This is a genomic window from Priestia megaterium NBRC 15308 = ATCC 14581 (genome assembly GCF_000832985.1).
Lineage (GTDB): Bacteria > Bacillota > Bacilli > Bacillales > Bacillaceae_H > Priestia > Priestia megaterium.
Genome location: NZ_CP009920.1, coordinates 1334158 through 1358765 on the forward strand (window position 1 = coordinate 1334158; position 24608 = coordinate 1358765).

Sequence of the window (24608 nt, forward strand, 5' to 3'; positions counted from 1 at the left end):
TACTCACCTCCCCATTAATTTCTTATAGCGGTCTAAAGGATTTCCCTTAGATCCTTGTAACTTAACTAACGCTTGCGTTAAACTATCGACCATATCATCATGCTTACCATTCGGGAATGCTGTTGCTTCATCAATCAGTTCATTAATCCAAGGCGCATATAACGGATGTGGTAAGTACACGTTGCCTGATTCTACTTCTGGAGAAACAGCATTGGCGCGTACTTCTTTTCCACCTTCCGGATTAACAGGAATTAATCCACTGATTTCATCCTGTAGCATTTGAATAACAGCAGGACCATTCGCTTTATCCTCAACGTATTTTGCTTTAGCGTTCGGCCACTTAGCTGTCATGTTACGAATAGCTTTCATTGTTTCAGGTAGATTCAAACGATCACGTATTTGATCAAGTAGATAAGAGTTAGCCTGTCGCTTGCCCCATACTTGCCCAACAACAAAGTCAGAAGCACTGCTATCTTTAAACGTACAGTCCCATGATTGAACCTGTTTATCTAACATTTTAGGAAGAACAGCTACTTCTTTAGGAAGCTTTAATTTAGCTCTTATTTCTTCAGTAGGCACATAGAACTTCCACCAATGTTTACTAAAGATGCTACCACCTGCAGGTGATGGACGTTGCTGGAATAAAGATGCCCAGGTACGTGAACCAACTTCAGACTTTTTATCCTCTGCCCACTGTTCATCAAACCCTAATTCTGGACATAACGCCTCGCCAATTTCACGACCAAGTAGATCATCTTCATCCTCTGCAATAGCAGGTAAACGCAGCCTAACCCAGTTACGTGGACTTCTATCCAATAAGCGGCCAATAATGTCATCTTCATGCCATCTAGTCATAATGACAATAACAGATGCCCCATTATGTAAACGAGTAGACAATGTACTTTCCCACTCATCCCATATGTTATCTCGAATCGTTTGAGAAGCAGCTTCTTTAGCATTCTTGATAGGGTCATCGATAATCATTAAGTCAGCACCTTGACCGGTAATAGAACCCCCAATACCAGTTGCGATCATGCCGCCTGTATGCCCTTCGACTCCCCAGTTTTTAGTAGCAGAGTTAGAGTCTGATATTCGTATATTAAATAAAGCAGGAGCAAACTCTTTAAATTTATTTCTGTTCACTCGACCAAACTTGGTTGCTAACCCATCAGAATAAGCAGCTGTTATAACACGCTTATTTGGATTTTTGGCAATAAAAAAAGACGGGAACGTTTCTGTAACCGTCATGGATTTACCGTGTCGTGGGGGCATTTCAATAATAATAAAACGCTGTTCACCATCAACAATAGGCTGGAGTTCATTGCATATTAGTTCAGTATGCCTGAAATGCTTATATTGCCCGTGATGGACATATTCAACATAATCTTTATACGAGCGTCTTGCCAATTCTTCTTGAGCAAGTTGAGCGATGATCTTACGTTGTTCCTCACTTATCTTTTGCAAGGCTTCTCAACTCCTCAATAGAGAGGCTGGACAAATCAAGAGTGCTTTTTACATTTCCACTCACTTCAAGTTTATCTGTTGATTTATAACCTCCACGATCAAGTATGTCATGCAATATACTTTTTCTCATAGACATGATTTTTTCCCATGCGGCTGGTTTGATTAGATACTTATATAATCGCTCTATTTCACGGTATCGAGCATCTTTATCTTTTTTCAAAGGCTTTAGCTCTTGTTCAAGAACCTCAATATCTTCTTCTAACTTAGAAACAAGAGTCGCATTCTCTTTCTTAGAAGCTTCTCTTTTCCTTTGATTAAGTGTAGATATTTGCTCGTTAAGTTCCTGAATTTCGGGAAGAATATCATTATTATCTCGCTCAAGTGTGTCTATTTGTTCAACAGCTTGCTCATGATCTGCTATCTTCTTATCAATAGCATCTAACTGCTTCCACAATTCAGCGTAGACCTTATTGCTATCCTCCGACATTCTTTCGCGCAATCGCTTCATCTCAGCATCAATTTTTTTAGCAACCTTAGCATTTCTTAGCAGCTTCGCCCCTGTTACTGATGCCGTACGTTCACTATATCCAGCTTTAATAGCCGACTGGGTGGCGTTAAATGATATAAGATATTCTTCTATAAATAACTCTTGTTTAAAGCTTAATTTAGACATTTACATAGCACCTACCTCCCACATTTGTGATATTATTATCATTGCTACTTGGAAATTTTTAATAATCTTATAGGAGTGATAGCATGTTAACTGGACTATCTAAGCATCTTAATAAGCAAATCGCTGTACAAACACAACAGACAAGCTACAAAGGAATCTTAAAAAGCATCGACCCAGAATTAAGAGTAATAGAGTTAGAGTGTGGGGGTAAAACCTTTTTCTTACCAGTAGAAAATATCGAATATATTACTACTGCTTAATAACATCAAATTCCAAGTACATATCGTATACAAAAAGGTACTGTTTTTCAGCACCTTTTTGTGTTTAGTTCAACTTTGGTTCACTTTTATAGGTTAACTATAAGTTCAACTTACTTTTTCTCTTTTATCATTGAAACAATTGCAGAAGCACAAAAGAAAAACAACACGACAAACCATGTTGTTAGAAAAGGATGTTCATATATTAACTCCAATATAACCCCTCCAGATATTAATCATGGAACACAGTAAGTTCAAATGCTGCTTCTTGTTCATCGCCCTCTAATTCCTCTAGCTTGAACCAATTGAATCCATCATGGTTCTCATGGTAATAAGGTTTATCAAATAAAGGTGCAAACTCTTTAGCTAAACTTTCCGCACTTGCTCTTGTTGTATCATCTTTAGAAAAGTTAATTTCGATATCTGCGCCCATTTCAACTGCTTTTTTCAACATTTTTAATTTTTCTTCTTTTGTCATCGATTTTCCCTCCAAATAAAAAAGCACCCTCGAAAGGATGCTTAATCTTTATTAAAATAAACCATTCAAATCAATGAATGACGTTGTATGTTTTATTCTCGATCATCTTCAAAGTAAACTGTAGTGAATTCATAGAAAAAGTCTTTCCATTTCTTTTCACCGTTTGTGTATTCTTGTTTACCTTCAATGGTTTTCATGGTGTATTCGACACCCAGCTCCCTTAAAGAGCGGATTAGCTTTTGAATCTCATTGATATAAAAGCTGTTCATAATAGCATATCCATTAGCAAGTAACATACCTAATGCCCAATCAGCTCTAGGCTGTGGGTTTGTTGCATTAGCATAAGCTTTATTTTTGTTTACCTCGCTGTACTTCGTCTTTGCATACATACCACTTTTCATTTGTTTAATTTTCACTTCACATCACTCCACATCATATATATTAAGGTAAATTTAACATCTCCTTATGCTAATTGCTTAATAAAATTAAACCCGTTCTTTATCAATCACCCGGGAGGAGGCCAGGATTGTAGTAACGGTTGCTGTACAAATCGACAGACAGTAGTTTCGTGAAGGACTTGCACACTTCACTACCCCGTGGCTATCGTACGCAATACAGCTAGACTCCAGTTGTTCCCCCGTAAATTCAGCCGGCAACCTTCATAGTCATTCGATACACCCGAGTATACCCGTTATAAGGGACTGGTACGTTTCCCATAAGCGCTATCGCTTATAAGAAAATCTTACCTTTGATGGAAAAATAAATAGTCCCCTATTTTGTCCCTCTTTTTTCTGATTTTTTTCGGTGTTTTTTCTGAAAAAGGAAAAAGCACTTAGATTATTCCAAGTGCTGTAGCTATACGATTCAAAGCTCTGTTTCTCATTGCATAATACGTATCTTTTTTCACTCCAATTTCGAGATAAATTTCAATATCTTTCGTTCGTTTTGATGTAAGATATGCCTTTTCGATGATTAAGAGCTCTTCTTGATCCAAGCTGTTTTTTAATGCCCTATCAATTTGTTTAACTTTTAATTCATTAATGTGACGAGAATTACGAATAGATGGGAATAATTCCAGACCTGTACGTTCGCACTCTTCTTTATTTTCCACCTGGACCTTTAGAGCTCTATATTCTTTTAACTCTTTAATTACGATTTTTCGTACTAATTTTTCATCTACTGGTTCAAGTAAGGTTAATTGTTCAGCTACCATCATTTAACCTCCTTTTGAATTGGCTTATCTGCTACAAATCCATATCCTTTTACACAACGCTGGAACATACATAAACCATTTTGCTGCCATACACAAAGTTTGCAATAATCCTTTTCTACTTTAACTTTCACCGTAATGCCCCCTTATAAAATAAAAAGGACACCAAATAAGCTATTGCTTACTCAGTGCCCTTGCAGTTCTTGCTCAGAGCAAATATTAAGTTTTCTTATTATCAAAACACCAATACACGTATACCTTAAATTCAAATACAGTCAAATTATTAAGGTTCGCTAAATACTTAACTAACTTATTGAAAGCTTCTTTTTCCTTATCTGATCTACCTTTTATCCATTCAAAAGGATTAAGAAAAGCTTTTGACTGGTTTATCGAAGCGTTTAAAGGCGCTAGGTTTCCGCTATGTGTACCTCCATGACCTGTTGATAATGGGATAAAGTGGTCAATTTCTAAATTTTCTTTCTTGCCAGTGATTGCACACTTATGGTCAAAATGCTCCATCATCTCTTTATATTCTTCTACTGACCATTCAGAAAATAGCCCCTTAGCTTTTGCTATATTGACATGAAATTTAACAGTCAATGCAGGTTTATTCTTCTTTGAATACATTCTGTTGCTTTTTCTAAAACGCTCCCTATTATTGATTCTGTAACGTTTTTGATAAGCTCGATGTTCTTCAGAAGCCCATCTCTTTTTTTCTTTTAGTTGAAGCTTTTCTTTATGCGTATCCTGGTACTTTTTCCGATAAGATTTAATCTTTTCTTGAACTTCTGGTCTGCTGTTATATTCTCTTTTACGTTCTTTTCTGCACTCTTTGCATTGTGATTCAAGGCCATCTTTTTTAGTTCTATTCTTCGAAAAGAACATAATCTGTTTAATTTGTTTACAATCGGTGCATAATTTGGTTTCCACCATTACACCTTCCTTTTCGTCTTTGTTTCCAATCTATCGACTTTACCGCCAAGGGTAATAACTAACGTTTCTCCGTAATCCGGTAGATCATGTTCAATTAACTGACCATCTTTCACTACATACATTTTTTTATTGTTCATCAAATCTATTTCAGCGATATATTTTCTATCTTCATTCACCAGAAAATACCTCCTCATGTTATAATTTCAAATAGGATTGCTGGGAAGATGTTCCTGGTTAAAAATAATAAAAGGTAGTGTATAATGAGGTTACCTTTTATAAAATTATTTTTTCTACGAGACGCTCCTGGCAGAGCGTCTTTTTTATTTGGTTGCATATCCACTTACTAAAACAGCTCTACTTGCAACAAATTCAACTTTTGTTATCTTTGTAACGATTAAGAATAGACCGTCTTGTTTTATACCGGCCCCCACCTCTAGCTGGTGAGGATCTTCAATTACAATACTAAACCTAACACGCTTACTCACCGTCTCGCCTCCAGCTCCTTAGTTTTGATATTCCAGAAATTAATCCATGCGCGGTCTAATTTAATAGCCTTTACTGCCCTAGTACGTTGTTTAACTGCTTTCCCTAAACGTTTCTTTCGCTTTAATTTATTCGTCATGAATTCATCCCTTTCAATCGCTTGTTTTCCTTTTTTAGCTTAGATATTTCACCTTTTAAGTACGATATTTCTTCATTTGAATTTCCTAATGGCTTTTTAACTGATATGTTTAACGACTGGAACAATCGTTTTAACTTTGGAACACTAACTGTTTGTTGGTGATCAAATACTTTTTGCAACTCAGCTTGTGCTTCCTTGTACTTCACCCTTCATCCCCCTAACCAATTCAAAGAACTTGTCCTCATCCCTAGTATCAAGTGCCTTATTAATGTGATAATCGAACAGCTGCTTTTCTAAATCCTCGATTAGCTTGTTAACTAATTCCTGCTCTTCACTAGGCAAAATTATTTCCGTATCACTAGGAGGCTCATAGCGAGACATATATTTTGTAATAGGAATACAAGCCTCACTACCTTCTACAACCTCGCCAGTAATGACTCTTGTAGCTTCAACATGAATGTGTTGTGGTCTTTTACAATAGCTCAAGAATTTGCAAATAACATGTAAACCGACTATTCGAAGTTCTAATAGTTCACCAGGCTTTAAGTCTTGTAAGGTCATATTGATTCACCTACTAATTGAGGACTTTCATGGATGTTACCAATCACTTCTGCATAGTGTTTATTTCTAAAGAGAAGTAAGCTGCCACAACATAATTCCATATATTTGTTATAACCCACCTCATAATTGCCGTTAATTTTCATTGATCCTTCAAAAGGATGGTCGCTGATCTTAACGATATCTCCTTCATAAATCTCCTTGCCGTTTTTATCTTTTAAGCCTGTGTACTGCACAACAGCTTTTAAACTGTTATCAGCAAACGAGTACTCTTCCATATCCTCATCTGTCACGTAATCCACTTTGCCGTTATCAAAAGAGATTGTTTGTACATTAATCATTTCTTCATATTCACTAACACCAGCTAAGTGCATGTTAGAACCTAAGTTATCAAGCTGTGTTTTAACAACAAGCGCTTTATATTTAATTTCTCTCATTTTATCCCCTCCAATTTGTTATCCTTAACTAGCCATTCTTTCAATAACAGGCAAAACATTTTCATCTTTGAGCGTTTCATAGATAAACGTTCTACCTTTTTGCGTCCAATAAGTATGGACCTTGCTCTTTTCCGAATCCACAACATGAGTTTTTGTATGTGTATAGCCTTTATCAGCATATTTTTGATATAAGAGCCAGCAGTCACCTTGTTTATATTGAATGCCTAATTTATGAAGCAGCTTATTAAATGAGATAGCACTCATTCCGTAATCTTTTGCTATCTGGCTGACTGATAAAAGAGACTTTGTTTGCAAAATTAAATCGTAGTACGTGGCTTTAGGTTGCAGTTCTTCAATCTTTTGATCCTTTTGTTGATTTTGAACTAGAAGATGCTGTTTCTCCTTTTGCTCTTCAATCCACTTTTGCGCTCGCTGGATAGGATCATCAATCATGTAAGAAGGAGCTTGTGTTATTTTTAACTTTGATTCCATTTCTTCAAATTTAGAGACATATGTTGCAGTGAAAATAACACCTTTCCGTCCAGTTAATTTGTTAGCAACCATGTCACAACCTTTTTTCGTCATTAGGAAATGGAGGCGAGGTTTTCCTTGAATATCGGTATAGTAACTTTCAATAAAGAAATCAGCCGGACCAAAATTGGACTTACCTAAAATCTCTAAATAGTTCTTAATATCTCTAAGTAAGTGTTTATGTTCTTTTTCTACCATTTCAGCTATTTCACGGCTATCAACAAGAAGTTGTCCATTTTGATTTAAAACATTCAATTTAAACATTCTTTACCTCCTCATGTCCTATTAATAATTAGAAGCAGCGCTAGTTTTTTTCAGTTTTATAAAGGTCTTTATGAGCATAAAATACGATATCTTTTGGCAATATTAGTTCGCATGATTGACCAACTAATATCCCTCTGTCTATTCCTGATAAAGACAAATAGTTTTGTATTTGTTCTAAGTGTTTTGGAGTGATTTTTCCTGTTTTACACTCCACGATATACTGTTCACCCTTTTTAGAAATCAAAAGGTCTGCTCGTAATTTGCCGATAGGATGCTCTTCCTTTTCAAGTACAAATTCTGCTCCAAAAAACCGTGCAATATTGTTACATAACCATTTCTTAAGTGAATGCTCGTAATTAGAATTTCTTTCAATCTCCTTGTCCCAGATAATTCGAAAGAAGCAAAGCTCGTACGTAAACCATAAGAATTCATCTTTTATTTCCAAAGCAAGGAGAGTTTTTTTTATGAATCTATGAATTGCCTTTTTTTCTTCAATTGAGTAATCTTCTTCTACTAAGAAGAACAGCTGCTTTAAGCTAATTAACTCTTCATCACTGGATAAACTAATTGAAAGTGCTTCAGAAATATCCTTAGCAACAAACCAATCTTCTTTTTCCATATTTATTGTCCTAATGGTGCTATCTCCATATTTAAGCGTTCTGTAATCTTCCAAAATCCCTATTCCTCCTTTAGATAAAATCGAAGATTGACGTTTGACCCTCTTGCTCCATTTGCCTAAAATGGTTCTTTTCTTTCTTTTGAGGCTTTTCTGCTTTAGGTTTATTTTCAATGAGAGTCAACTGTGGCTTATCATATTGTTTAATTTCCTTCTCAGCACGTTTATCCAACTCAGTTACCTTTTCCTTAACCTCATTCAAATCAGATTGTTTGGGCCTTTTCGTACGCCTTACAACATCAGATAAGGTGAAAGTGCGAAAATGTGATACTGGGAAGCAGCCTCTAAATTTATCATCTTCATAAAGATAGTAATGAGTGCTCTTATTTTGCTTTGTAGGCTTTGCTGTAAAGCACTCACCAATTTTTAGTGTTGAATGACCATGTATCACTTTAATTAACTCAACTGTAAGATACTCAGCATCTACAGGCTGCTTTACTCCCTCTTCTTGAGGTTTGACCTCAGCATGATTAAAACGGCACATTTTATGACCATCTGCATCCGGCTTGTCCAGTTCAACCTGTATTAGATAGTAAGATTCATTGCTAATGTGAATAATTTTTCCTGCTCCAGTCATGAATTGACTGAACACATCTACTGACATTCCGACTTCTAACACGAATAAGTCACCTTCCTATACGCGTCTATATAAATCCTCAAGTTCAGTTAAAGTAAGTTCGTAGAGCTGCCGTTCGTTCGAATCTTTATAGACGTTTTTTTGAATAAGAGCATTAATTAAACTCTTTCTTTTTTCCTCTACACGCTTTCTAAGCTCCATTTAGTACCTCCCATCTGTTATCCAGCTTGTTTATGTAAGATTTCCTGTTGTTGTTCAAAAGCTGTGATACGTTGTTCAAATAAATTCATCGAAATATTGAAATAATTAATGTCATCCGTACCCTCTTGGATGCATTGTGAGCAAAGTTGAACTTCCATCATGCTGACCGATAATAGGTCAACCCTTGTTCTCCCATTACATAATTCACACACTGTGAATCCCCCTTTTATCTATATAAAAGCGACTGCAAATCTTCATTTTCTTGCTGAGCTAAATAGCTTCGTATCTTTTCATCCGGCATATAAATGGGAAATGCCATCTTTTCAATCCGACTACTTACACGACCTTCTTTGTATTTGATGTCCAGATCATCAATTGAAAGATTAGACGTAAACAAAGTTACTTTTTTGTTGCTTAAGCGATAATCCATAATTCCGGAAAACTTCTCTTCTACGAAGCTTGTTACTTTTTCAACCCCAATATCATCTAAAGCCAAAATATCTACGTTTTTAATGGTTTCGATTAAGTCAGATGTCTTAACTTTGCTGTCATCGCTGAAAGTCTTTTTGATATCATCAAGTAAATCAATTGTTGGAGAGAATAATATACTTAATGGTTCACCAGGTTTGTCATAGACTGCTGTTAAAGCATTTACAATACTAGCCATTAGTCTTGTTTTACCTGAACCTTTTGTTTCACTGTATAGATACAATCCTTTTCCTTGTTCTTGCATTTGGTTAAAGTTTTGGACAAAATTAGCTGATGCTCGCTTCGCAATGGCTGCACGTTCTTTTCCCTGTTGCTTTTTGTATAAGTTAATGTCAAAGGATGAAATAGTAGCTTGTACAAACTCTTCAGGAATACGAGCTTTTAACAGCTTCTTCTTCACAGCTTTATCCGATCGGCAAGGACAAGGATTCATGAATTCCCTACTTTCTTTCCAATCCTTTACCAAATACTGACCTGTCCCATCGCATTTTTGATACGGGCATTCCTCAGAAATCGACGTAAGTATCTCGTATCTCCCCTGTGACAAGTCCTTTTTCTTGTGCGATTCTCTCAAGGCGTTGAGTCTCTTCTGAAATTCCGGACGCTCCTTGGCTAGTGTTTGTAATGACTTCTTTAGGCTTATCATTTTTCTCCCTCCTTGATTGATTCTGCAAATTCCTTGCATCTTCTAAGGTGCGAACACCCTTATTGTGCCAATCTACTAATATAGGTTGGACGTAACCCCAGAAGGCTTTTTTCTTTCTAATGGCTAGTTTCATAGCTGCTATCACAACATCTTCATTTCCATTAAAATCATCTACCCAGTTGCCAATATCCTGGGCCATTTTGGGTGATAAAGATCCACCAAAGGTTGTTTCAAAAAAAGTAAATACGTTATTCTTTTCCATCGTTGGTTGCTGCGGCTTTTCAGGAGCCTCATTTTTAGATTTTTGATAGCTTGCTAGGTTTTGATATTCATCGTAGTTTAAAACGGTAATAAGGATACCTTTGTTCTTCGGTAAGGTTTCTTTTAAGATATAGAAATCTTTTTCTAATCTTTTAATTGATTCTTTAATAACATCCCTGTTGACCTTAAGTTCTTGAGCTAGTTGTGTGATAGTTATTTTTAGTTGTCCACGTTGTAAATAACTATCTGAAGCAAAGTTTGCTTCTTCTAAGAAAACGCTATATAAAGCCTTGTCAAATCTATTTTTAAAAGCTAGCCGGGGCTGGATGACAAACCCCGTTGTTACTTGACTCATGCCCCGTATTCACTCCTTTAGGTGTTATTTCTTAACGCAGATTACATAGTATTTTTCAATTCGGACCATTTTCAGATCCGGATGGTATAGATTAAGAAAGCCTTGAATATAACCTTCATATTGCTCTTTGCTTTTTGCTAAAAATTTATAACAGTGAGGAAATGCTATACGTTCTTCCATATAATCACCCAATCAACTCAGCAAAGTGGATAATTGAATCTAATTTCTTTGTTGCTCTACAATACTTACACTTACCACAGCTTTTGGGCTTTTCCCCACCATGCTTTACTTGAAGAATACGGTCTAGATTTTTCTCGACTTCCTCAAGTTCAACTTGCATGATACCCTCGTCCATGTTGATGACTGCTTTATCAGGTGGATCTTCCTTAGATATGCCAACGATTAAAGGCTCTAACCAATCCTGGCGACCTGTAAAACGCTTTTCGATTTCAGCATACAAAGCCATTTGAGTGATATAGCCGTATGCTTCTACAAAAGAGCAATATCCTAATTCAGAGTGCCAAACTTTTTCTCTAAGGGAACGAGCTGTTTTTAAATCTGCAAATCTCCCTGCTTCTGGATTGTAGACGTCTAACTTACCTTTCCAAGGAACTCCGAAAAGTTCAGCCGTAATAATGACTTCTTTTTCTCCCTGGAGAATGAACATACATAAATCATCACTTTTCAAAGCCTTAATCATGTTATCTGCTTGTTTATATTGGGCATACAACTCACCTTTTCGATTAAAAAGAGAGGGTGTATTCTTTATAAATTCTTCAAAAGCCGTTTCACCTTCAAGCCAGGCATGTACATATTGACCGAAGAGAAGGGCCTCTGAAGAAGGCTCTTCCCATATTCCATTCAATTCGGCCATTGTTGCTGCTTCACAAGTAAGAAACTTTTTATACTGTGAATTAGACATATACTGCTTGTCTATTTCGCGACTATAATAGTTCTGGCTGTTCAAAGATAGAAGGTTTTTTATCATTAGGATCACCCTCTTTCTTATCATCTTTTACCTCTGCTTTTTGAGCAGGCTGTTCTGTCGATTCCATTTGTTGTTTTTTAAATTCTTCTTCAGCCTTTGATTTAGTAGGAGTACTTGTTTTTAAATCAAAGTAATCTTCTTTTTTAGCCATTCCATCTCGTAGAGAAGTATAAATACGACCAACTTTCAGATAATCATGTTCTGTAAATGCATCAGCATTGCTACCGATATATTTTTCAATCATTTCTTTGGTAACACCAAAATCTTTTTTAAAAAGGCTGAAGGCATTTCTTAACCGATCTTCCAATGGCTCTTTGTGTCCACTGATAAGCGTTTTCTGGCACATATCAACAGCTACATCCACGATGTCGCCTGGAATAACTCCAAGGATGCAAGCGCGTAAACGACGAGCCCCCTGATTAGCAACTAACTCATAAATGTCACGAGGATCTGTTAGCTTATTAATACTTCCTCGTGCTTTACGTTCGTGTTTTACTGTAAACACTTTTGTTTGACGTGTATTTGTTTCAAGGTCCCACGCATAAGCCATAACAGAGGATTCACCGTTCTTCTGCTCAAGCTCCATGATTCCGTAATCAATATTTCCCCAGTTCTGAGCTAAAGCTTCAGCCAATCGGATAGAAGGACCAGAAACCTTAGAACCACCTCTTGGGTACTCGTAAACTGCACTTTCAGCAAGAAGCTTTCGACCACAAGCTGTTTTAATTCGTTCAAAAGCTTGATATGTGTCACGAGGGAACTTTTTAGCAATTACCATAGCTGCCTGAACTTCTTGGGCTTGGCGGCTTACCATTGCCTCCGTTGTAACACTTGTTTCTTTAGGAGCTTGTACGTAATCTGAATAATCGTTAACCGTTGATAATCCGTTCATGAATGTTTCCTCCTTGTGTTTTATGAAGTTTTTTTATAAAATGTAAGTAATTCAATTTCACAAACATTTCACCTGAAGTCTGCACCTACCCGTGCAGGCTTCTTTATTCTGCTGTAGTAAATTTGAAGCCGTACTCTTCTTCCAAGTACTTTTCTAAATCTTCTTTCAAGACCACTTCACCGGTGTTATCATCTGTTACAATTTCATCACCGATAAGAATTTCAGTTCCAAAATAATCAACTCCAGCATGTTCAGATTGAGCTATCATATTTGCATAGCCTGTACGATTTACTTGAGTGATTTCAGGATGTTCTACATGCATGTTATTCACCTACTTTCTGATGCACCTTTGCACCGTATTACCAATGAATAGCTAGATAACTAGATTCATAAGCACTACGGCAAAAAGGTTGGAAACCTTCATGCCCTGTGATATACTATTTATAGATCTTTGGTTGTTCTAACAGACGGACAGTTTGCTATCCTAATTAGCTAACTGTCTTTTTATTTGCCCACATATTTTGCCGAATCTTACGTTCGATATCTAACAACAAAACTGGTCTACCCTTCAAATTTTTACACCACTTGCTAACTTCACTGGCTTTCATCATTGGCATCTTATACATAACTTGTCGCCTCCTTTTGTTTGAGGTAACGCGGCACGATATCAACATCAAAGCCTTTACTTTTCATATCCACTATAATTCGTTCAACACGGCTTAAGGATTGCTTTTGGATTTCCCTAGCTGCAAGTACTGTGTTAAATGCTTCTTCTTGCAACTCTTCCATATCGGCATTTAAATCAATAGATTCAATGACTGCCCATCCGGATTCTTCTAACTCTCTTGCTCGTTCACAGATATTTAAAGCTTGTGCATTCATCTAATTCATCCCCTTACTGACATATCCGTTAGAAACTAATTTACTAGTATGCTCATCCCACAATTCATTCCAGCTGTATCCGTATTCTTCGCAACTAACAGCAACAAGATGACTAGCAGCTACAATTACGTCTATCGCTTCAAGAAGAGACTTTTTCAAATCCTGCAATTCGTAGGCTGCCAATAATTTCGGATGCTTTACAAAAGGAGCATTTTTAATTGAGGTAACAGCCTCATCCAACTCCTCCAACGTTTTAAGGACAACACTACTTCGGTTAAGCTCTGCAAACTCTCCATCTAATTTCCGGACCCAGGCACCACCCGTATACTTATTAGCGATATTAATTGCGAACCAAGGATCGTCGTACTTTTCCATCACCCTTTGTGCTATATCCACCGGAAGCTTAGTGCGTTCTGTTTCATAAGCCGAAACTGCTTCCCTAGAAAGATTAAGTTCCAACGCTAGTTGTTGCTGTGAATCAGGCTTCCTTAGCTCTTTCAAATGTTTACCAATATTCATTTGTACATCTCCACTCTTTACCATTATTTAGTTTTATTTGATTTAAAATGAAATTAATAAGATAACTGATTGCTAGAGAACCTCCGATTTTTCTTTCTGAGCCTTTTCAGCCTCAGCTCTTTCTTTTTCTCGAGCAGCCATAATACGTGGGACAGAAGTTCTTGCGAAAAATTCAAGCATATTACGAACAGCTTCCTTAGAAGGTTGTTTCATTTCTGATGGTTTCACCGGTTATTCCCCCTTTGATTAGTCGTTCCATAACCGATACCACGTTGAACGTGATATCGAGTGACTGATGAAGTTTCGAATGCCACCTTTACGCTTAATTGATTTGATTGATTCTCGAAGTAAATGAATACCTAACCCTAAAACGAATATGTTAAATATTGTGACTGCGAACCAGGTTTGAAACACTTTTGCCCAATCCATAGGCAATCAGCTCCTTTTGAATATTTGTTAACCTAGCTGGTGTTTATCAATGATTTTTAATATCGCTGTAATAGCATCTTTTTTCTCATAACCCGGATCAGTTACTAAATTAAAAGCAATTGCTAGAAGATCCGTTTTCAGCTCCGAAAGGAAAAATGTTTCCGAAAGTTTTTCGATGTCTTTCATGATGAAAGTCCCCCCTACACCTCTCTATGTGGTAATATTTTCATAGATTGGAGGTGATTATATGAAATGGATTCCTGAACGCCCAATTCAATCTACCCTTGAACCTAGATTGAATATCAATAATCAAAAATCAGATCTGGCATTAGACTTTGGTGAAGACGGTGCTGATCTTTTAGTTGAAAATGGCGATCTTAAAATGGTTTCTGGTAAAGATGCTTTTATCCAACAAGTTAAAACTGTTTTATTAACTACCAGAACCGAGTTTTTCACTTTTGGCTTAAAACATTTACTGCCAAGATCTTCAGAACAAAATCAATTTAATGAGGAATGCCTACTGTTAGCTGAAAGCCTTGTTTCTGACCAAGATTCAGAATCTACGCCTAGTGATCCTAGTGGATTGGGCTATACGCTAGAAACTATTGAATCTATCGAATACACGGATTCTAAACTTAAGATAACTATGACTGTAACGGGATTAGACGAAAAGCTTACTATTGATGTCTACGCCCCTCTTGCAAACCGAGCGTAATAACTTTCGCAATAGTGTAGATTACTGAATCTTTCTTTTTATCGAAAGTATCAGGGAAAAAAGAGAGAATTTTTTCTAGTGATATGTCTGAATTGTTGAGAGCCGCCGTTGCCGCGGTGGCTTTCTCTTCAAGTTGGGTAACACGATTTTCAAGCTCAATTACTTTTTGTTCTAAGTTCACTTTCATCGCCTCCTAGGTTAGTGTTGATAAATTCTTCGATTCGTATATTTTATCTTCAAAAAAATTTTCAACTGGTTCATCTAATATTTCTGCGATTTGTTTAATTAGTTCTACATAAATTTTGCGTCTTCCTAACTCATAGCTGTTGTAAGTTTGAGTTGGTATATCAAGCTTTTCGGCTACAGTAACTTGGGTAAGACCTTTAAGTTTTCGAATGTGTCTAACTCGCTCGTTAACTTTCAAATTAACACCTCCTTATATACGAATCGAAGAACTTGTAACTCAATAATAATTCTTCGATTCGTATATGTCAACAAAAAAATATACTTTTTGAAGATTTTTTTTACTCAATTCGTATAATATTGTACAATTCGTATATATAAATATAAGTTTGGAGGGCTTCGTATGGCTCTTGGAGACAGAATGAGAAGCTTACGTGAGAGCAAAGAACTCACTCAAAAACAACTAGCAGACAAGCTAGGAATTCCTAATCAAAATGTCTCAAATTACGAACGTGGGTTCAGACAACCTGATTATGATACATTGCAAAAAATCGCGAGTTTTTTCGAGGTATCTATTGACTATCTGATTACAGGTAATGAATACCGTGTATCTAGCGATGAAATGTGGAAAGAACTCCTTGATCCTAAGACAGAGTTATTCTTTAAGGATTTAAAAAGTGCTCCTGAAGAAAAGATTGAAGAGTTAATTCGTTTTTGGGAATTCATTAACGAACGAGATAAATAATCCCCCTTCTTCTTCTAGTTATAATGTTGTTATTGTTGTTAATGATGTTATAAATAAAAGTTGGGGGTACCTTGGGGAAAGGTTGGGGAAACCTTGTGTGTACCTTGGGGAAACCTTAAAAACTACACCATTTGAGCCTTAGAGCCACAAGGGATTCAGAATCTTCCCTGTTGGGGAAACCTTAGGGATACCTTGGGGAAAGGTTGGGGGTACCTTGGGGGTATTTTAGGCACTTTACATCACTATAAATTCACGCGACACGATTTAATACGTGTCTTTTATTTCACTTGTTAGTGGGAAATATTCCTTTATCTTTTAATTACAGGGATATACACAGGCACATTTTAATAGGCTATCGGTTTTGGAGGAGTACTAATGACATATCACACATCTTTATTAGAGGACTGGATTGAACAACTTTATCAGCAGATTGGAATATATCATCCTGAACAACTTGATTATCACATCATCGCCAAGAAACTAAACATAAAGTTAAAGTTCACAGATATGTCTAGCCGTCTTTTTAAAGGTTCTATCATCCTTGATAGTAGACTCACTCCAGAAGAGCAATTTGAAGATTTTGCTCATGAAGCATGTCATACTCTTAGACACGCGGGCAATCATATGATTATTAACGATCTTTTTCTGGATCTTCAAGAATTCCAAGCGAAACATTTCGTGTTTCACTTTTGTGTACCTACTTTTATGCTAAGAAATCTAAATTTTTATAAATCTCGTAAAGAAACGATCTACTTAATTGCTAATACTTTTGGAGTTACTACCCAATTAGCAGAGAAGCGACTTGAGTTGTATGAAAATAAGATAAATTATCAAAAGTTATTAGATATTAATAAAGTCAGAGCTTAATGGTTTTGGTGTTAAAGGCTTTCGGCCTCTATACATAAATATTTTATAAAAGGGAGTAAGACGTATGAAGAAATTTTTTAAAATTGGCTGTCTGGGGTTCATCGTGCTTGTGGCTATTATTATTGTTATTGCAGTAGCTTCAGGTGGTAACGATGATAGCAGTAAAAATACAAGTTCTGGTGGAGACAGCAAACAAGAAGCGAAAAAGAGCAGTTATACTATGGGTCAAGAAGTTAAGGTTGGAAAGATGAATTATACAGTAAACGATAAATCAACTGCTGATCAAGTTGGTCCATCATCTTTACCTGAGAAAGCTAGTCAGAAATTCCTTGTAATTGATGTAAAAGTTAAAAACAATGGTAACGAAGCAGTAATGGTTGACTCTAGCTTCTTCAAACTAAAACGCGGTGGAAAGACATATGAAGCAGATGCTGCGGCTAGTCTTTCTGCAAACCAAGGTGAAGATGGAAATATTACAAACAGCTTTATGGCACAAGACTTAAATCCAGACTCTGAAATGAGTGGTAAGGTAGTATTTGATGTTACTCCAGAAATTGCTGAAGCTACAGATTTACAATTACAAGTTCAAACTGGTGCTTTCGGTACAGAAACAGAGTTAATTAATCTTAAGTAATAAATATTTATAGAAAAGCTCTTTTGGGAGGGCTTTTCTTTTGACTCAACATACGAACATACATTCTTAAAAAGGAGCTGTTTCACTATGACAATTGTTAGCGACCGACTAAAAGAGCTAAGAAAATCTAAAGGTTTATCCATTCAGGAGGCTGCTCGTAAGGCCAACATATTCAAAAAGAGAATTGAAGAGTATGAAGCTAATATAAAAGTTCCTGACTATGGTCATGCTAGGAGTCTAGCTGATTGTTATCATGTAACGCTTTGCTATTTAGTTGGGCATACGGATGATCCAACAGAGGTTATTGATGTATCTCACAAATCTAACAAATACGCGGTTCTAAAAGATGAAGATTTCTCTGAAGAAGATGAATTTCTTATGCGTCGTAGTTTGAGTGAAGTTGTACATTACATGGAATGGTATAAAAACGAGAAGAAATAGCTTATATTATTAATATTTTTTTAAAGAGAGGATGATTATTATGCGTACAGCAGTATATGTTCGTGTATCTACAGAGGAACAAGCAAAAGAAGGTTATTCTATTCGCGCTCAAACAGAGCGTCTAAAAGCGTACTGTCTCTCTCAAGGATGGGAGATAGTTGACTTCTATATCGATGATGGACAAAGTGCTAAAGATATGGAACGTACGAACCTAAAAAGGATGATTCAGCATATTGAACAAGGATTAATTGAATGTGTCCTGGTATATAAGTTAGACCGGTTAACTCGCTCTGTTTTAGATTTGTACAAGCTACTTGAAATATTCGATGCTCATGGTTGTAAATTCAAATCAGCTACTGAGGTCTACGATACTACTACAGCTATGGGGCGCATGTTCATTACAATTGTAGCTGCTCTTGCCCAATGGGAGCGTGAAAACCTAAGTGAACGTGTAAGAATGGGAATGGAGCAAAAAGCCCGTGAAGGTCAATGGGTTATTAATATGGCCCCTTTTGGATATGAGTTAGATAAAAAGAATAAAAGTTTGATAATCAATGATAAAGAGGCTGCTATCGTCACTCGAATCTTTAATATGTACTTGTCAGGTAAGGGAATGAAAAAAATCGCTACAGAATTGAATGCTGTCAACATTCCTACTAAAACCGGAAAAACTTGGTCTGATAACAAAATTGGTTACATCTTAAAGAATCCTACTTATGTTGGTACTATCCGTTATAATTATCGTGTACACAATGATCAATATTTTGAGGTAGAAAATGCAGTGCCAGCAATCATTGATCGTGTTACGTTTGAAAAAGTACAAAGTGTAGCTACAGCAAGGAAAAAAGTTCACCCTAAAGCAGCTACAAGTGAATTTATATTTTCTGGCACCATAAAGTGTGCCAAATGTGGAGCTCCCTTTTCTGGCAAGTATGGGTACTCCAAACGTGGCGAAAAAATTCATCGCCCTCGCTCTTATTATTGTTCAAAGCAAATTTTAGGATTATGTACACAGCGTAATATATCAGAACGTTTCATTGAGCATCATTTTCTTAAATATTTACAAGATATCGAGATTGATCAGGATCAAATTAAAAATGTGGAACCTACCAATGAACAAAAAGATATTCAACAACAAATTATGCTTTTAGAAAAAGACTTGCGTGCAATTGAGCAACGTCGAAAAAAGTGGCAATACGCCTGGGTTAATAATATGATTGATGATGATGATTTTGCAGCACGTATGGAAGAGGAAAATCAAACGGAAGTAAAAATCCAAGAAGAATTAAATAATATTCAGCCTGTAGCTAATTCAATGGATCCTGTTGAATTTAAAACCATTTTAAAAGATATTCGTACAAACTGGAATTCTCTAACGGCCATTGAGAAAAAGATGATGTTGCAAATGTTAGTCAAAAAAATGGTGGTCGATAAGATTAGTCCAAAACCAAAAGTTGATAGTGTAGAAATCGTCGAAATCGAATTTAACTAGGCGATTTCTTAACGTGCATTGTCCTATTATCAAAACAGAATGTCCGGTAAGCGCTGCTCTCACAGCAATTTTGGCAGTCTCACTATCTCTTATTTCTCCCACCATGATAATGTCTGGGTCATGGCGCAATATAGCTTTTAAACCAGTCGTGTACGTAATCCCTGCCCGTTCATTTACCTGTACTTGAAGGACGGTTTCGCTCGGTTTTTCAATAGGATCTTCTAATGTAATAACATTTCGATTAAAAAGGTGCTTTACTTCGTGTAAAAGAGTATATAGAGTAGTGGTTTTACCTGATCCTGTAGGACCGGTAAAAATAATTAATCCATGAGAGAATTTCAAGAGAGAAATAAGCTTTTTAGTATGTTCAGGAAAAAGAGATAAATGTTTGAGAGATGTAGATTGTTGATGAGGCAAAAGCCGAATAACAAGACTTTCATCATGAGAAGTAGGAAGAGTTGATAAACGCAAATTTACTTGATAGTGATCAATGGAAGTGGTCAATGCACCATTTTGAGGTTTTCTGCGCTCGCCAATATCCATTCCTCCTAAAAATTTAAAATGCGAAATGAGCCGTTCAGACATTTCCTTTGAAATAACCCTCTTTAAAATAAGCTCTTGGTCAATTCGCAGCTGAATCACAGCATCTTTCTTTCGGGGCACAATATGCACATCAGAACTTCGGCACTCATATGCATCTCGTATAACGTAAGTAGCAAACTGTTCAATTTCGGTCAAACGATCATCACTCCTTTATTTGTAATCAAGATGATTGGTAAAACATCTAGAAACAGTAATTTCGACCTTTTTCGAGATTTTCCTCCTTCTTTTTTCATTTTTTATAATTTTTTAGTATACGCTTCTTTTCTTCGCTTCAGTCCTTGTACACGATGTACAACTTCTGTACATCTCTAAACGACTACATAAAAAAAGACAACGTGATGTAAAACTCGACGCTGTCGTTTTATTCATTATTTACTGAATTGAGCTTCTTCATCATGTACGCTTACACAACTAGAGAAGCAAGACTTGTTTTTTTCTTGACTAAATTTTTAAGAGCAGATTCGTTATAGCCTACTACAAGCTTTTTACCATCTGTTAAAATTGGTCGGCGAAGCAAACGAGGATGTTCAATTAATAGATTGACCACTTCTGATAGCGTCATGCTATCCACATCAACATTTAACTTTTTATATTCTTGACTTCTTTTAGCAAGAAGTTCATCCATCCCTTCTGTTGTCATAGAAAGAAGTTCAAGCATTTCTTTATGAGTAGGTGTTTCTCTAAATAAATGACGCTCTTTAAAATTTACATCTTCCTTCACTAGCCACTTTTTCGTTTTACGACAAGATGTACAGCTCGGGTACGTATAAAATTTAATTTCTTCCATATGAAACCCTCCCGTTTTTTTAGTTATAGATTGTTTATATACATTGTACACGTTTTGTATAACTTTTGTATATTATTTTGCACATGTTTTGTATAACTTTTTTTCTTCTGTCGTATTTCAAGGAAAAGATAGCGTTTTCAGGAAAGAAAGGATGTATTATAATGGAAAAGTATCGATATAGTTTCATAAGTGCTTTCTAGTGCTTACACAGCGATGACATTCATCATGACACTAACTAAGTTTGATAAAGGAGGAAATGGACGTGGAACGAATGTACCGTGTAATGGGGTTCTGGACAGCAATTTTCACTGTAATGTTTTACCTCGGTCACATGCATAAGACTTCTTTACTCTTTTTAGCTCAAACAGGCTTTTTTGTAATTCTTAGTTATTTAAAGCTGTCTGAAAGAATGTACATTTACGTTTTCGGAGCATATTTGACCGTCTTTTTTGTGGGGTTCACGTACTGGTCAACTTTTATGATGACACCAGGACAGTAAAGAGAAAAGCGATGGGCTTCCATCGCTTTTTGTATTCTTAAAAACCATTTAGGAAAGGATTTTGATCCATTTCGTGTCCCACAGTTGTTTCAGGTCCGTGACCGCTTAGTACAAGCGTATCTTCTGGAAGGGACAGCAATTTCGATTCGATGCTTTCTAACAGCTGAGCTTGATTGCCTCCAGGTAAATCTGTGCGTCCAATGCCGCCTGCAAAAAGCGCGTCACCAGATACTACAAAGTTACCCGGTTTAAAATAATATGAAACGCTACCCGGAGAATGGCCAGGCGTTTCGTACACCTCAAATTGGAATGAGCCAATTGTTAAATTGCCTTCGATTGAAATAATATCAGTTGCATCTGGAGCCGTAATTTCTCCTAAATCAAAAAATTTCGAACCGTTTAAATCACTATTATGAAGCCATTCTTTTTCATTTTTATGTACATAAAGCGGGATAGAGTAGTGATTCATCACTTCATCTACTCCTCCAATGTGATCAAAATGAGCGTGTGTCAACAAAATAGCCAACGGTTTATACGTTTGTTTTTCTAGAAATTCAACGAGCTGTTTCCCCTGAGCTCCCGGGTCAAAAACTAAACACTCTTTTTTTTCGTTAGCAACGACATAACAATTCGTTTGAATAGGTCCTAGCGGTATACGATGATAGTTCATAATGTATCCTCCTTGTAAAATTTATTTCCGTTATATGCATTATCATACACACATCATCTTATAAATGAAAGTAAGGACCTTTCTAAGCTAATAAGACGAAAGAAAGATTGGTTTTCATCTCGACAAACGGTTAGAAAAGTTTTACAATTGAAGGGATAAGCTAATGATAGCGCTTTAATTTTAAGTTACCTAAAGGAGGTTTCTTCGAGTGGGTCTTATGATTATTTTTGCACTAACAACATTGCTAGGCGTATTTGCAGCTATTTCATCTTTTAGAAATAAAAACATATTAGGCATTGGTTTTTCGGTACTAACATTCGGTGTGTTCGGATGGTTTACCGTGATGACCATTATACATCACGGTTATCCGGCGGTACATCATTAAAAAAGCCACGCAAAGCATATGCTTTGCGTGGCTTTTCAAATAGATAGATATTCCATTGCCGCAACTAAAATAGCTTTAGTCGGATTATATACGCGCGATATTTGAGATAGAGGCAGCGGATTAATTCCTTTCCCCAGTTCTAAAGTGAACCCTAGCTTTTTCTTTTCTAAAATAAACCAATCCTTAAATCCAGCGTGACTATCAATCGTTTTGACTGCTTTATAACCGCTTACCCTTTCAAAATAATTGGCTATTTCCTCCGCTTCCTTCGGCTCTTCATTCATATACCCCCAGTAAAATTCTTCTCCTTGGGTATGTAAAGCTATCACACAATCAAAATCATGACGCTCAACGAGTTTTACCATTGCCTGCGCTTCAGGTTCAGACAGAGATTCATAGCCTGGAAAGTCCCGATAATGTGGAGCTTTAGGTTCTTTGCGCTTTTTTTCAATTTCCCAATAAGCCGGAAACTGATTGTTTAAGTCTACCCCTCGGATATTTGCTTTCCAGCTTTGAAAATCAGGAAAATCTCTTCCTATTTTAGAAAGAAAAGACGCATAAGGTTCACTTACAGCAGGACCTTTTAAGACCAAATCTACTCCGTCTGGATTAACAATCGGAACCGCAGAAAGCGTAATTTGATTAAAAAGAGCTCTTGCTTCCTGCCCGTTCAACGCCTTGTCGTAATGAAGAGCAGCTAAATAATCTTCAACAAACTGTAGAAGAACATTTGTCGTAATCCATTCATTGGCATGAAAAGACGCATTAATATGAACCTTTCTTTCTCCGTTTCCAATTAAAATATGAGGAATCGGCTTTCCAAGCACGCTGCACCCTATCCATTCAAGAGAACCATAGGGGTAGTACGTCAAAAGTGTTTGGATATCTTGTATTGTTCGCATGTAATCGTAGGGCTTTTGAATATCTACAATTTGCATAATCTTCACTCCTTTACACTATGTATATGTAAAGATTGAAAAGATGCATGATAAAAAAGCGCTTTGACTAAATGTCAAAGCGCTTTTTTATCTCAGTTAGATTCTTGCTTATTATTCAAAATAAGATTTAACTAACCAAGCTCCTCCAATAATTCCCGCATCGTTTCCTAAAGTAGCGATTGCTAGTTCAGCACCTTGCGCTACGCGAGGAAATGCAAAACGTTTGAAATAATCTCTTACCGGTGCAAGTAATACCTCGCCTGCACGAGACACACCGCCGCCTAGAACGATCTTCTCAGGATTTAATGCATTAGCAGAGTTTGCTAGTGCTAGACCTAAATGAAAAGCAACTTTATCTACAACATGCATAGCTAACTCGTCTTTTGAACGAGCTGCATCAAATACATCTTTAGATGTAACTTGTCCATTTTGTTCTAACACTTTGCGAAGCTCACTTGGTTTGTCCGTTTCCGTTAATTCTTCCATTGTTAAACGTACAATTCCAGTTGCTGAAGCAATTGTTTCTAAACAGCCGGTTTTGCCGCAGTTACACGGTGCCCCGCCTTCAGGAATAGAAGTAATGTGCCCGATCTCACCAGCGGCTCCATTTACGCCTTGTACAATTTCACCGTTTGCAATGACGCCACCGCCAACGCCTGTGCCAAGCGTAACGCACAGTAAATCTTTTGCTCCGTCTCCAGCACCCTTCCACATTTCTCCAATCGCTGCAATGTTTGCATCATTGTCTACTACAACAGGAAGAGAAGTTTCTACTTCCAAGATATCTTTGATAGGGAATTTTTCCCAACCTAAATTGACAGCTACTTCAATCGAACCGTTTGCAAAGTTAACAGGCCCCGGTGCACCAATACCAATTCCTACTAACCTTGATTTTACTTCTCCAAGATCGTTTAACTTTTTATCAATTGCTTTTGCAATATCCGTTGGAATTTTACGGCCTTGCTCGCTCACATCCGTATTAATTTCCCACTTGTGAATGATTTCTCCATAATGATTAATAAAGGCCATTTTTATTGTTGTACCGCCTAAATCAACTCCAACTAACCATTTGTCATCCATGTTCATTCATCCTTTTTCTCTTTTTGTTGTTTTAACTCTCGACGAAGCAAAAGAATTGCCATTTGGTAATCACGTACATCAATCAAGTTAGACTGATATAACTCTTTTACTTCCGCTTCCATCAGCTCTAAATCAGCAATACGATCGCCCACGTATATAAAAATGCCGAAGGACTTTAATAATTGTTGTACATCATATAACGTATTCATTCTGTCACCTTTATCCTA

Annotated in this window: 44 protein-coding genes and 1 pseudogene; 9 read left to right on the plus strand and 36 right to left on the minus strand. The window is 36.6% G+C overall.

Going from position 1 to position 24608, the window contains the following annotated elements; genetic code table 11:
• Positions 1–3: 3 nt before the first annotated feature.
• Together terL and BG04_RS29070 are read right to left on the minus strand one after the other, a co-directional pair.
• A complete protein-coding gene (terL, locus tag BG04_RS07425; protein ID WP_115648240.1) occupies positions 4–1464 on the minus strand; it encodes a phage terminase large subunit in 1461 nt (486 codons plus the stop codon).
• Positions 1448–2137 (minus strand): terminase small subunit, encoded by a 690-nt coding sequence (locus BG04_RS29070; RefSeq protein ID WP_052098011.1) that lies wholly within the window; start codon positions 2135–2137, stop codon positions 1448–1450. The genes terL and BG04_RS29070 overlap by 17 nt, the downstream gene beginning before the upstream one ends.
• Positions 2138–2220: 83 nt before the next feature.
• Here BG04_RS29070 and BG04_RS29585 point away from each other — a divergent pair, with 83 nt between their 5' ends.
• Entirely contained in the window at positions 2221–2397 is a 177-nt protein-coding gene (locus BG04_RS29585; RefSeq protein ID WP_080743120.1) for a DUF2642 domain-containing protein, read from the plus strand.
• Between the two features lie 229 nt (positions 2398–2626).
• On the opposite strand, the gene BG04_RS07435 is transcribed toward BG04_RS29585, so the two are convergent.
• The 26 genes from BG04_RS07435 to BG04_RS30575 all read right to left on the minus strand — a co-directional run bounded on the left by BG04_RS07435 (position 2627) and on the right by BG04_RS30575 (position 14528).
• The gene (locus BG04_RS07435) at positions 2627–2872 is read right to left on the minus strand and encodes a hypothetical protein (RefSeq protein WP_034656716.1); all 246 of its coding nucleotides are present in this window, start codon (positions 2870–2872) and stop codon (positions 2627–2629) included.
• 92 nt (positions 2873–2964) lie between these two features.
• Positions 2965–3288: a hypothetical protein gene (locus tag BG04_RS07440; RefSeq protein WP_034656715.1), complete on the minus strand. Its 324-nt coding sequence runs from the start codon at positions 3286–3288 to the stop codon at positions 2965–2967.
• Positions 3289–3704: 416 nt separating this feature from the next.
• The gene (locus BG04_RS07445) at positions 3705–4085 is read right to left on the minus strand and encodes an ArpU family phage packaging/lysis transcriptional regulator (protein WP_034656714.1); all 381 of its coding nucleotides are present in this window, start codon (positions 4083–4085) and stop codon (positions 3705–3707) included.
• Entirely contained in the window at positions 4085–4216 is a 132-nt protein-coding gene (locus BG04_RS31650) for a hypothetical protein (RefSeq protein ID WP_256656506.1), read from the minus strand. Before BG04_RS31650 ends, BG04_RS07445 begins: the two co-directional genes overlap by 1 nt.
• 85 nt (positions 4217–4301) lie before the next feature.
• Positions 4302–5015 carry an HNH endonuclease signature motif containing protein gene (locus tag BG04_RS07450; RefSeq protein ID WP_034656713.1) on the minus strand — a complete coding sequence of 238 codons (714 nt, stop codon included), beginning with the start codon at positions 5013–5015 and terminating at the stop codon, positions 4302–4304.
• Positions 5015–5191 carry a DUF3954 domain-containing protein gene (locus tag BG04_RS29590; RefSeq protein ID WP_080743119.1) on the minus strand — a complete coding sequence of 59 codons (177 nt, stop codon included), beginning with the start codon at positions 5189–5191 and terminating at the stop codon, positions 5015–5017. The genes BG04_RS07450 and BG04_RS29590 overlap by 1 nt, the downstream gene beginning before the upstream one ends.
• Positions 5192–5335: 144 nt before the next feature.
• The gene (locus BG04_RS30560; RefSeq protein WP_155720773.1) at positions 5336–5500 is read right to left on the minus strand and encodes a hypothetical protein; all 165 of its coding nucleotides are present in this window, start codon (positions 5498–5500) and stop codon (positions 5336–5338) included.
• Positions 5501–5633: 133 nt separating this feature from the next.
• Positions 5634–5843 carry a hypothetical protein gene (locus BG04_RS07455; protein WP_034656712.1) on the minus strand — a complete coding sequence of 70 codons (210 nt, stop codon included), beginning with the start codon at positions 5841–5843 and terminating at the stop codon, positions 5634–5636.
• Entirely contained in the window at positions 5818–6198 is a 381-nt protein-coding gene (locus BG04_RS07460) for a hypothetical protein (RefSeq protein ID WP_034656710.1), read from the minus strand. Before BG04_RS07460 ends, BG04_RS07455 begins: the two co-directional genes overlap by 26 nt.
• Positions 6195–6632: a YopX family protein gene (locus BG04_RS07465; RefSeq protein WP_080743118.1), complete on the minus strand. Its 438-nt coding sequence runs from the start codon at positions 6630–6632 to the stop codon at positions 6195–6197. Before BG04_RS07465 ends, BG04_RS07460 begins: the two co-directional genes overlap by 4 nt.
• A 24-nt stretch (positions 6633–6656) precedes the next feature.
• A complete protein-coding gene (locus BG04_RS07470; protein ID WP_034656709.1) occupies positions 6657–7427 on the minus strand; it encodes a phage antirepressor KilAC domain-containing protein in 771 nt (256 codons plus the stop codon).
• A 40-nt stretch (positions 7428–7467) separates the two neighbouring features.
• Complete coding sequence (locus tag BG04_RS07475) at positions 7468–8100, minus strand: GxxExxY protein (RefSeq protein WP_034656708.1); 633 nt, start codon at positions 8098–8100, stop codon at positions 7468–7470.
• Between the two features lie 16 nt (positions 8101–8116).
• Positions 8117–8722 (minus strand): hypothetical protein, encoded by a 606-nt coding sequence (locus tag BG04_RS07480; protein WP_041907480.1) that lies wholly within the window; start codon positions 8720–8722, stop codon positions 8117–8119.
• Between the two features lie 15 nt (positions 8723–8737).
• Positions 8738–8881, minus strand: a complete 144-nt coding sequence (locus tag BG04_RS29595) for a Fur-regulated basic protein FbpA (protein WP_080743117.1) — start codon at positions 8879–8881, stop codon at positions 8738–8740.
• A gap of 17 nt (positions 8882–8898) precedes the next feature.
• Positions 8899–9093: a hypothetical protein gene (locus BG04_RS07485; RefSeq protein ID WP_034656705.1), complete on the minus strand. Its 195-nt coding sequence runs from the start codon at positions 9091–9093 to the stop codon at positions 8899–8901.
• Positions 9094–9107: 14 nt separating this feature from the next.
• Entirely contained in the window at positions 9108–9803 is a 696-nt protein-coding gene (locus BG04_RS07490) for a P-loop NTPase family protein (RefSeq protein WP_052098010.1), read from the minus strand.
• 73 nt (positions 9804–9876) lie between these two features.
• Entirely contained in the window at positions 9877–10632 is a 756-nt protein-coding gene (locus BG04_RS07495; protein ID WP_034656704.1) for a DnaD domain-containing protein, read from the minus strand.
• Between the two features lie 184 nt (positions 10633–10816).
• Complete coding sequence (locus BG04_RS07500) at positions 10817–11620, minus strand: PD-(D/E)XK nuclease-like domain-containing protein (protein ID WP_282435801.1); 804 nt, start codon at positions 11618–11620, stop codon at positions 10817–10819.
• Positions 11577–12512 carry a hypothetical protein gene (locus tag BG04_RS07505; RefSeq protein WP_034656703.1) on the minus strand — a complete coding sequence of 312 codons (936 nt, stop codon included), beginning with the start codon at positions 12510–12512 and terminating at the stop codon, positions 11577–11579. Before BG04_RS07505 ends, BG04_RS07500 begins: the two co-directional genes overlap by 44 nt.
• 103 nt (positions 12513–12615) lie before the next feature.
• Positions 12616–12834, minus strand: coding sequence for a YqaI family protein (locus tag BG04_RS07510; protein WP_034656701.1), 219 nt, complete (start codon positions 12832–12834; stop codon positions 12616–12618).
• Between the two features lie 166 nt (positions 12835–13000).
• Positions 13001–13138 (minus strand): hypothetical protein, encoded by a 138-nt coding sequence (locus BG04_RS30565; RefSeq protein ID WP_155720774.1) that lies wholly within the window; start codon positions 13136–13138, stop codon positions 13001–13003.
• Positions 13131–13394 (minus strand): hypothetical protein, encoded by a 264-nt coding sequence (locus tag BG04_RS07515; RefSeq protein ID WP_034656699.1) that lies wholly within the window; start codon positions 13392–13394, stop codon positions 13131–13133. Before BG04_RS07515 ends, BG04_RS30565 begins: the two co-directional genes overlap by 8 nt.
• On the minus strand, positions 13395–13913 hold the full coding sequence (locus tag BG04_RS07520) for a helix-turn-helix transcriptional regulator (RefSeq protein WP_034656697.1): 519 nt from the start codon (positions 13911–13913) through the stop codon (positions 13395–13397).
• Between the two features lie 72 nt (positions 13914–13985).
• The gene (locus BG04_RS30570; RefSeq protein WP_155720775.1) at positions 13986–14141 is read right to left on the minus strand and encodes a hypothetical protein; all 156 of its coding nucleotides are present in this window, start codon (positions 14139–14141) and stop codon (positions 13986–13988) included.
• An 18-nt stretch (positions 14142–14159) separates the two neighbouring features.
• The gene (locus BG04_RS30280) at positions 14160–14342 is read right to left on the minus strand and encodes a hypothetical protein (protein WP_138976768.1); all 183 of its coding nucleotides are present in this window, start codon (positions 14340–14342) and stop codon (positions 14160–14162) included.
• A 27-nt stretch (positions 14343–14369) separates the two neighbouring features.
• Entirely contained in the window at positions 14370–14528 is a 159-nt protein-coding gene (locus tag BG04_RS30575; RefSeq protein ID WP_155720776.1) for a hypothetical protein, read from the minus strand.
• 61 nt (positions 14529–14589) lie between these two features.
• Here BG04_RS30575 and BG04_RS07525 point away from each other — a divergent pair, with 61 nt between their 5' ends.
• Complete coding sequence (locus tag BG04_RS07525) at positions 14590–15057, plus strand: hypothetical protein (protein WP_034656695.1); 468 nt, start codon at positions 14590–14592, stop codon at positions 15055–15057.
• On the opposite strand, the gene BG04_RS07530 is transcribed toward BG04_RS07525, so the two are convergent.
• Together BG04_RS07530 and BG04_RS07535 are read right to left on the minus strand one after the other, a co-directional pair.
• Positions 15020–15238, minus strand: coding sequence for a hypothetical protein (locus BG04_RS07530; protein WP_034656693.1), 219 nt, complete (start codon positions 15236–15238; stop codon positions 15020–15022). The two genes, BG04_RS07525 and BG04_RS07530, sit on opposite strands and share 38 nt — an antisense overlap.
• 12 nt (positions 15239–15250) lie before the next feature.
• Positions 15251–15481: a helix-turn-helix transcriptional regulator gene (locus tag BG04_RS07535; RefSeq protein ID WP_034656691.1), complete on the minus strand. Its 231-nt coding sequence runs from the start codon at positions 15479–15481 to the stop codon at positions 15251–15253.
• A 162-nt stretch (positions 15482–15643) separates the two neighbouring features.
• On the opposite strand from BG04_RS07535, the gene BG04_RS07540 reads away from it, so the two are divergent.
• From BG04_RS07540 to BG04_RS07560, 5 genes are all read left to right on the plus strand, one after another.
• Positions 15644–15985 carry a helix-turn-helix domain-containing protein gene (locus BG04_RS07540; RefSeq protein ID WP_034656690.1) on the plus strand — a complete coding sequence of 114 codons (342 nt, stop codon included), beginning with the start codon at positions 15644–15646 and terminating at the stop codon, positions 15983–15985.
• Positions 15986–16360: 375 nt separating this feature from the next.
• Positions 16361–16852, plus strand: a complete 492-nt coding sequence (locus BG04_RS07545) for an ImmA/IrrE family metallo-endopeptidase (RefSeq protein ID WP_034656687.1) — start codon at positions 16361–16363, stop codon at positions 16850–16852.
• Between the two features lie 64 nt (positions 16853–16916).
• A complete protein-coding gene (locus BG04_RS07550; RefSeq protein ID WP_034656686.1) occupies positions 16917–17486 on the plus strand; it encodes a DUF4352 domain-containing protein in 570 nt (189 codons plus the stop codon).
• 87 nt (positions 17487–17573) lie between these two features.
• Positions 17574–17927, plus strand: coding sequence for a helix-turn-helix domain-containing protein (locus BG04_RS29075; RefSeq protein WP_052098009.1), 354 nt, complete (start codon positions 17574–17576; stop codon positions 17925–17927).
• Positions 17928–17967: 40 nt separating this feature from the next.
• Positions 17968–19419, plus strand: a complete 1452-nt coding sequence (locus BG04_RS07560; protein ID WP_034656684.1) for a recombinase family protein — start codon at positions 17968–17970, stop codon at positions 19417–19419.
• Positions 19420–19449: 30 nt separating this feature from the next.
• Here the strand turns inward: BG04_RS07560 and comGA are convergent.
• Both comGA and BG04_RS07565 read right to left on the minus strand, forming a co-directional pair.
• Positions 19450–20157 (minus strand): annotated as a pseudogene (gene comGA, locus BG04_RS29600) (competence type IV pilus ATPase ComGA); the annotation flags it as partial.
• Between the two features lie 268 nt (positions 20158–20425).
• Positions 20426–20809, minus strand: a complete 384-nt coding sequence (locus BG04_RS07565; protein ID WP_013059178.1) for a Spx/MgsR family RNA polymerase-binding regulatory protein — start codon at positions 20807–20809, stop codon at positions 20426–20428.
• A 262-nt stretch (positions 20810–21071) separates the two neighbouring features.
• On the opposite strand from BG04_RS07565, the gene BG04_RS07570 reads away from it, so the two are divergent.
• Complete coding sequence (locus BG04_RS07570) at positions 21072–21308, plus strand: DUF2626 domain-containing protein (protein WP_013059179.1); 237 nt, start codon at positions 21072–21074, stop codon at positions 21306–21308.
• Between the two features lie 37 nt (positions 21309–21345).
• On the opposite strand, the gene BG04_RS07575 is transcribed toward BG04_RS07570, so the two are convergent.
• Positions 21346–21978 carry an MBL fold metallo-hydrolase gene (locus BG04_RS07575; protein ID WP_034648929.1) on the minus strand — a complete coding sequence of 211 codons (633 nt, stop codon included), beginning with the start codon at positions 21976–21978 and terminating at the stop codon, positions 21346–21348.
• Between the two features lie 208 nt (positions 21979–22186).
• Between BG04_RS07575 and BG04_RS29605 the strand changes: the two genes are divergently transcribed.
• On the plus strand, positions 22187–22363 hold the full coding sequence (locus BG04_RS29605; protein ID WP_013059181.1) for a DUF2759 domain-containing protein: 177 nt from the start codon (positions 22187–22189) through the stop codon (positions 22361–22363).
• Positions 22364–22398: 35 nt separating this feature from the next.
• On the opposite strand, the gene BG04_RS07585 is transcribed toward BG04_RS29605, so the two are convergent.
• The 3 genes from BG04_RS07585 to BG04_RS07595 all read right to left on the minus strand — a co-directional run bounded on the left by BG04_RS07585 (position 22399) and on the right by BG04_RS07595 (position 24590).
• A complete protein-coding gene (locus BG04_RS07585) occupies positions 22399–23301 on the minus strand; it encodes a M14 family metallopeptidase (protein WP_016765563.1) in 903 nt (300 codons plus the stop codon).
• A gap of 111 nt (positions 23302–23412) precedes the next feature.
• On the minus strand, positions 23413–24381 hold the full coding sequence (locus tag BG04_RS07590) for an ROK family glucokinase (RefSeq protein ID WP_016765565.1): 969 nt from the start codon (positions 24379–24381) through the stop codon (positions 23413–23415).
• A 2-nt stretch (positions 24382–24383) separates the two neighbouring features.
• Positions 24384–24590, minus strand: a complete 207-nt coding sequence (locus BG04_RS07595) for a YqgQ family protein (RefSeq protein WP_013059184.1) — start codon at positions 24588–24590, stop codon at positions 24384–24386.
• Positions 24591–24608 lie beyond the last annotated feature (18 nt).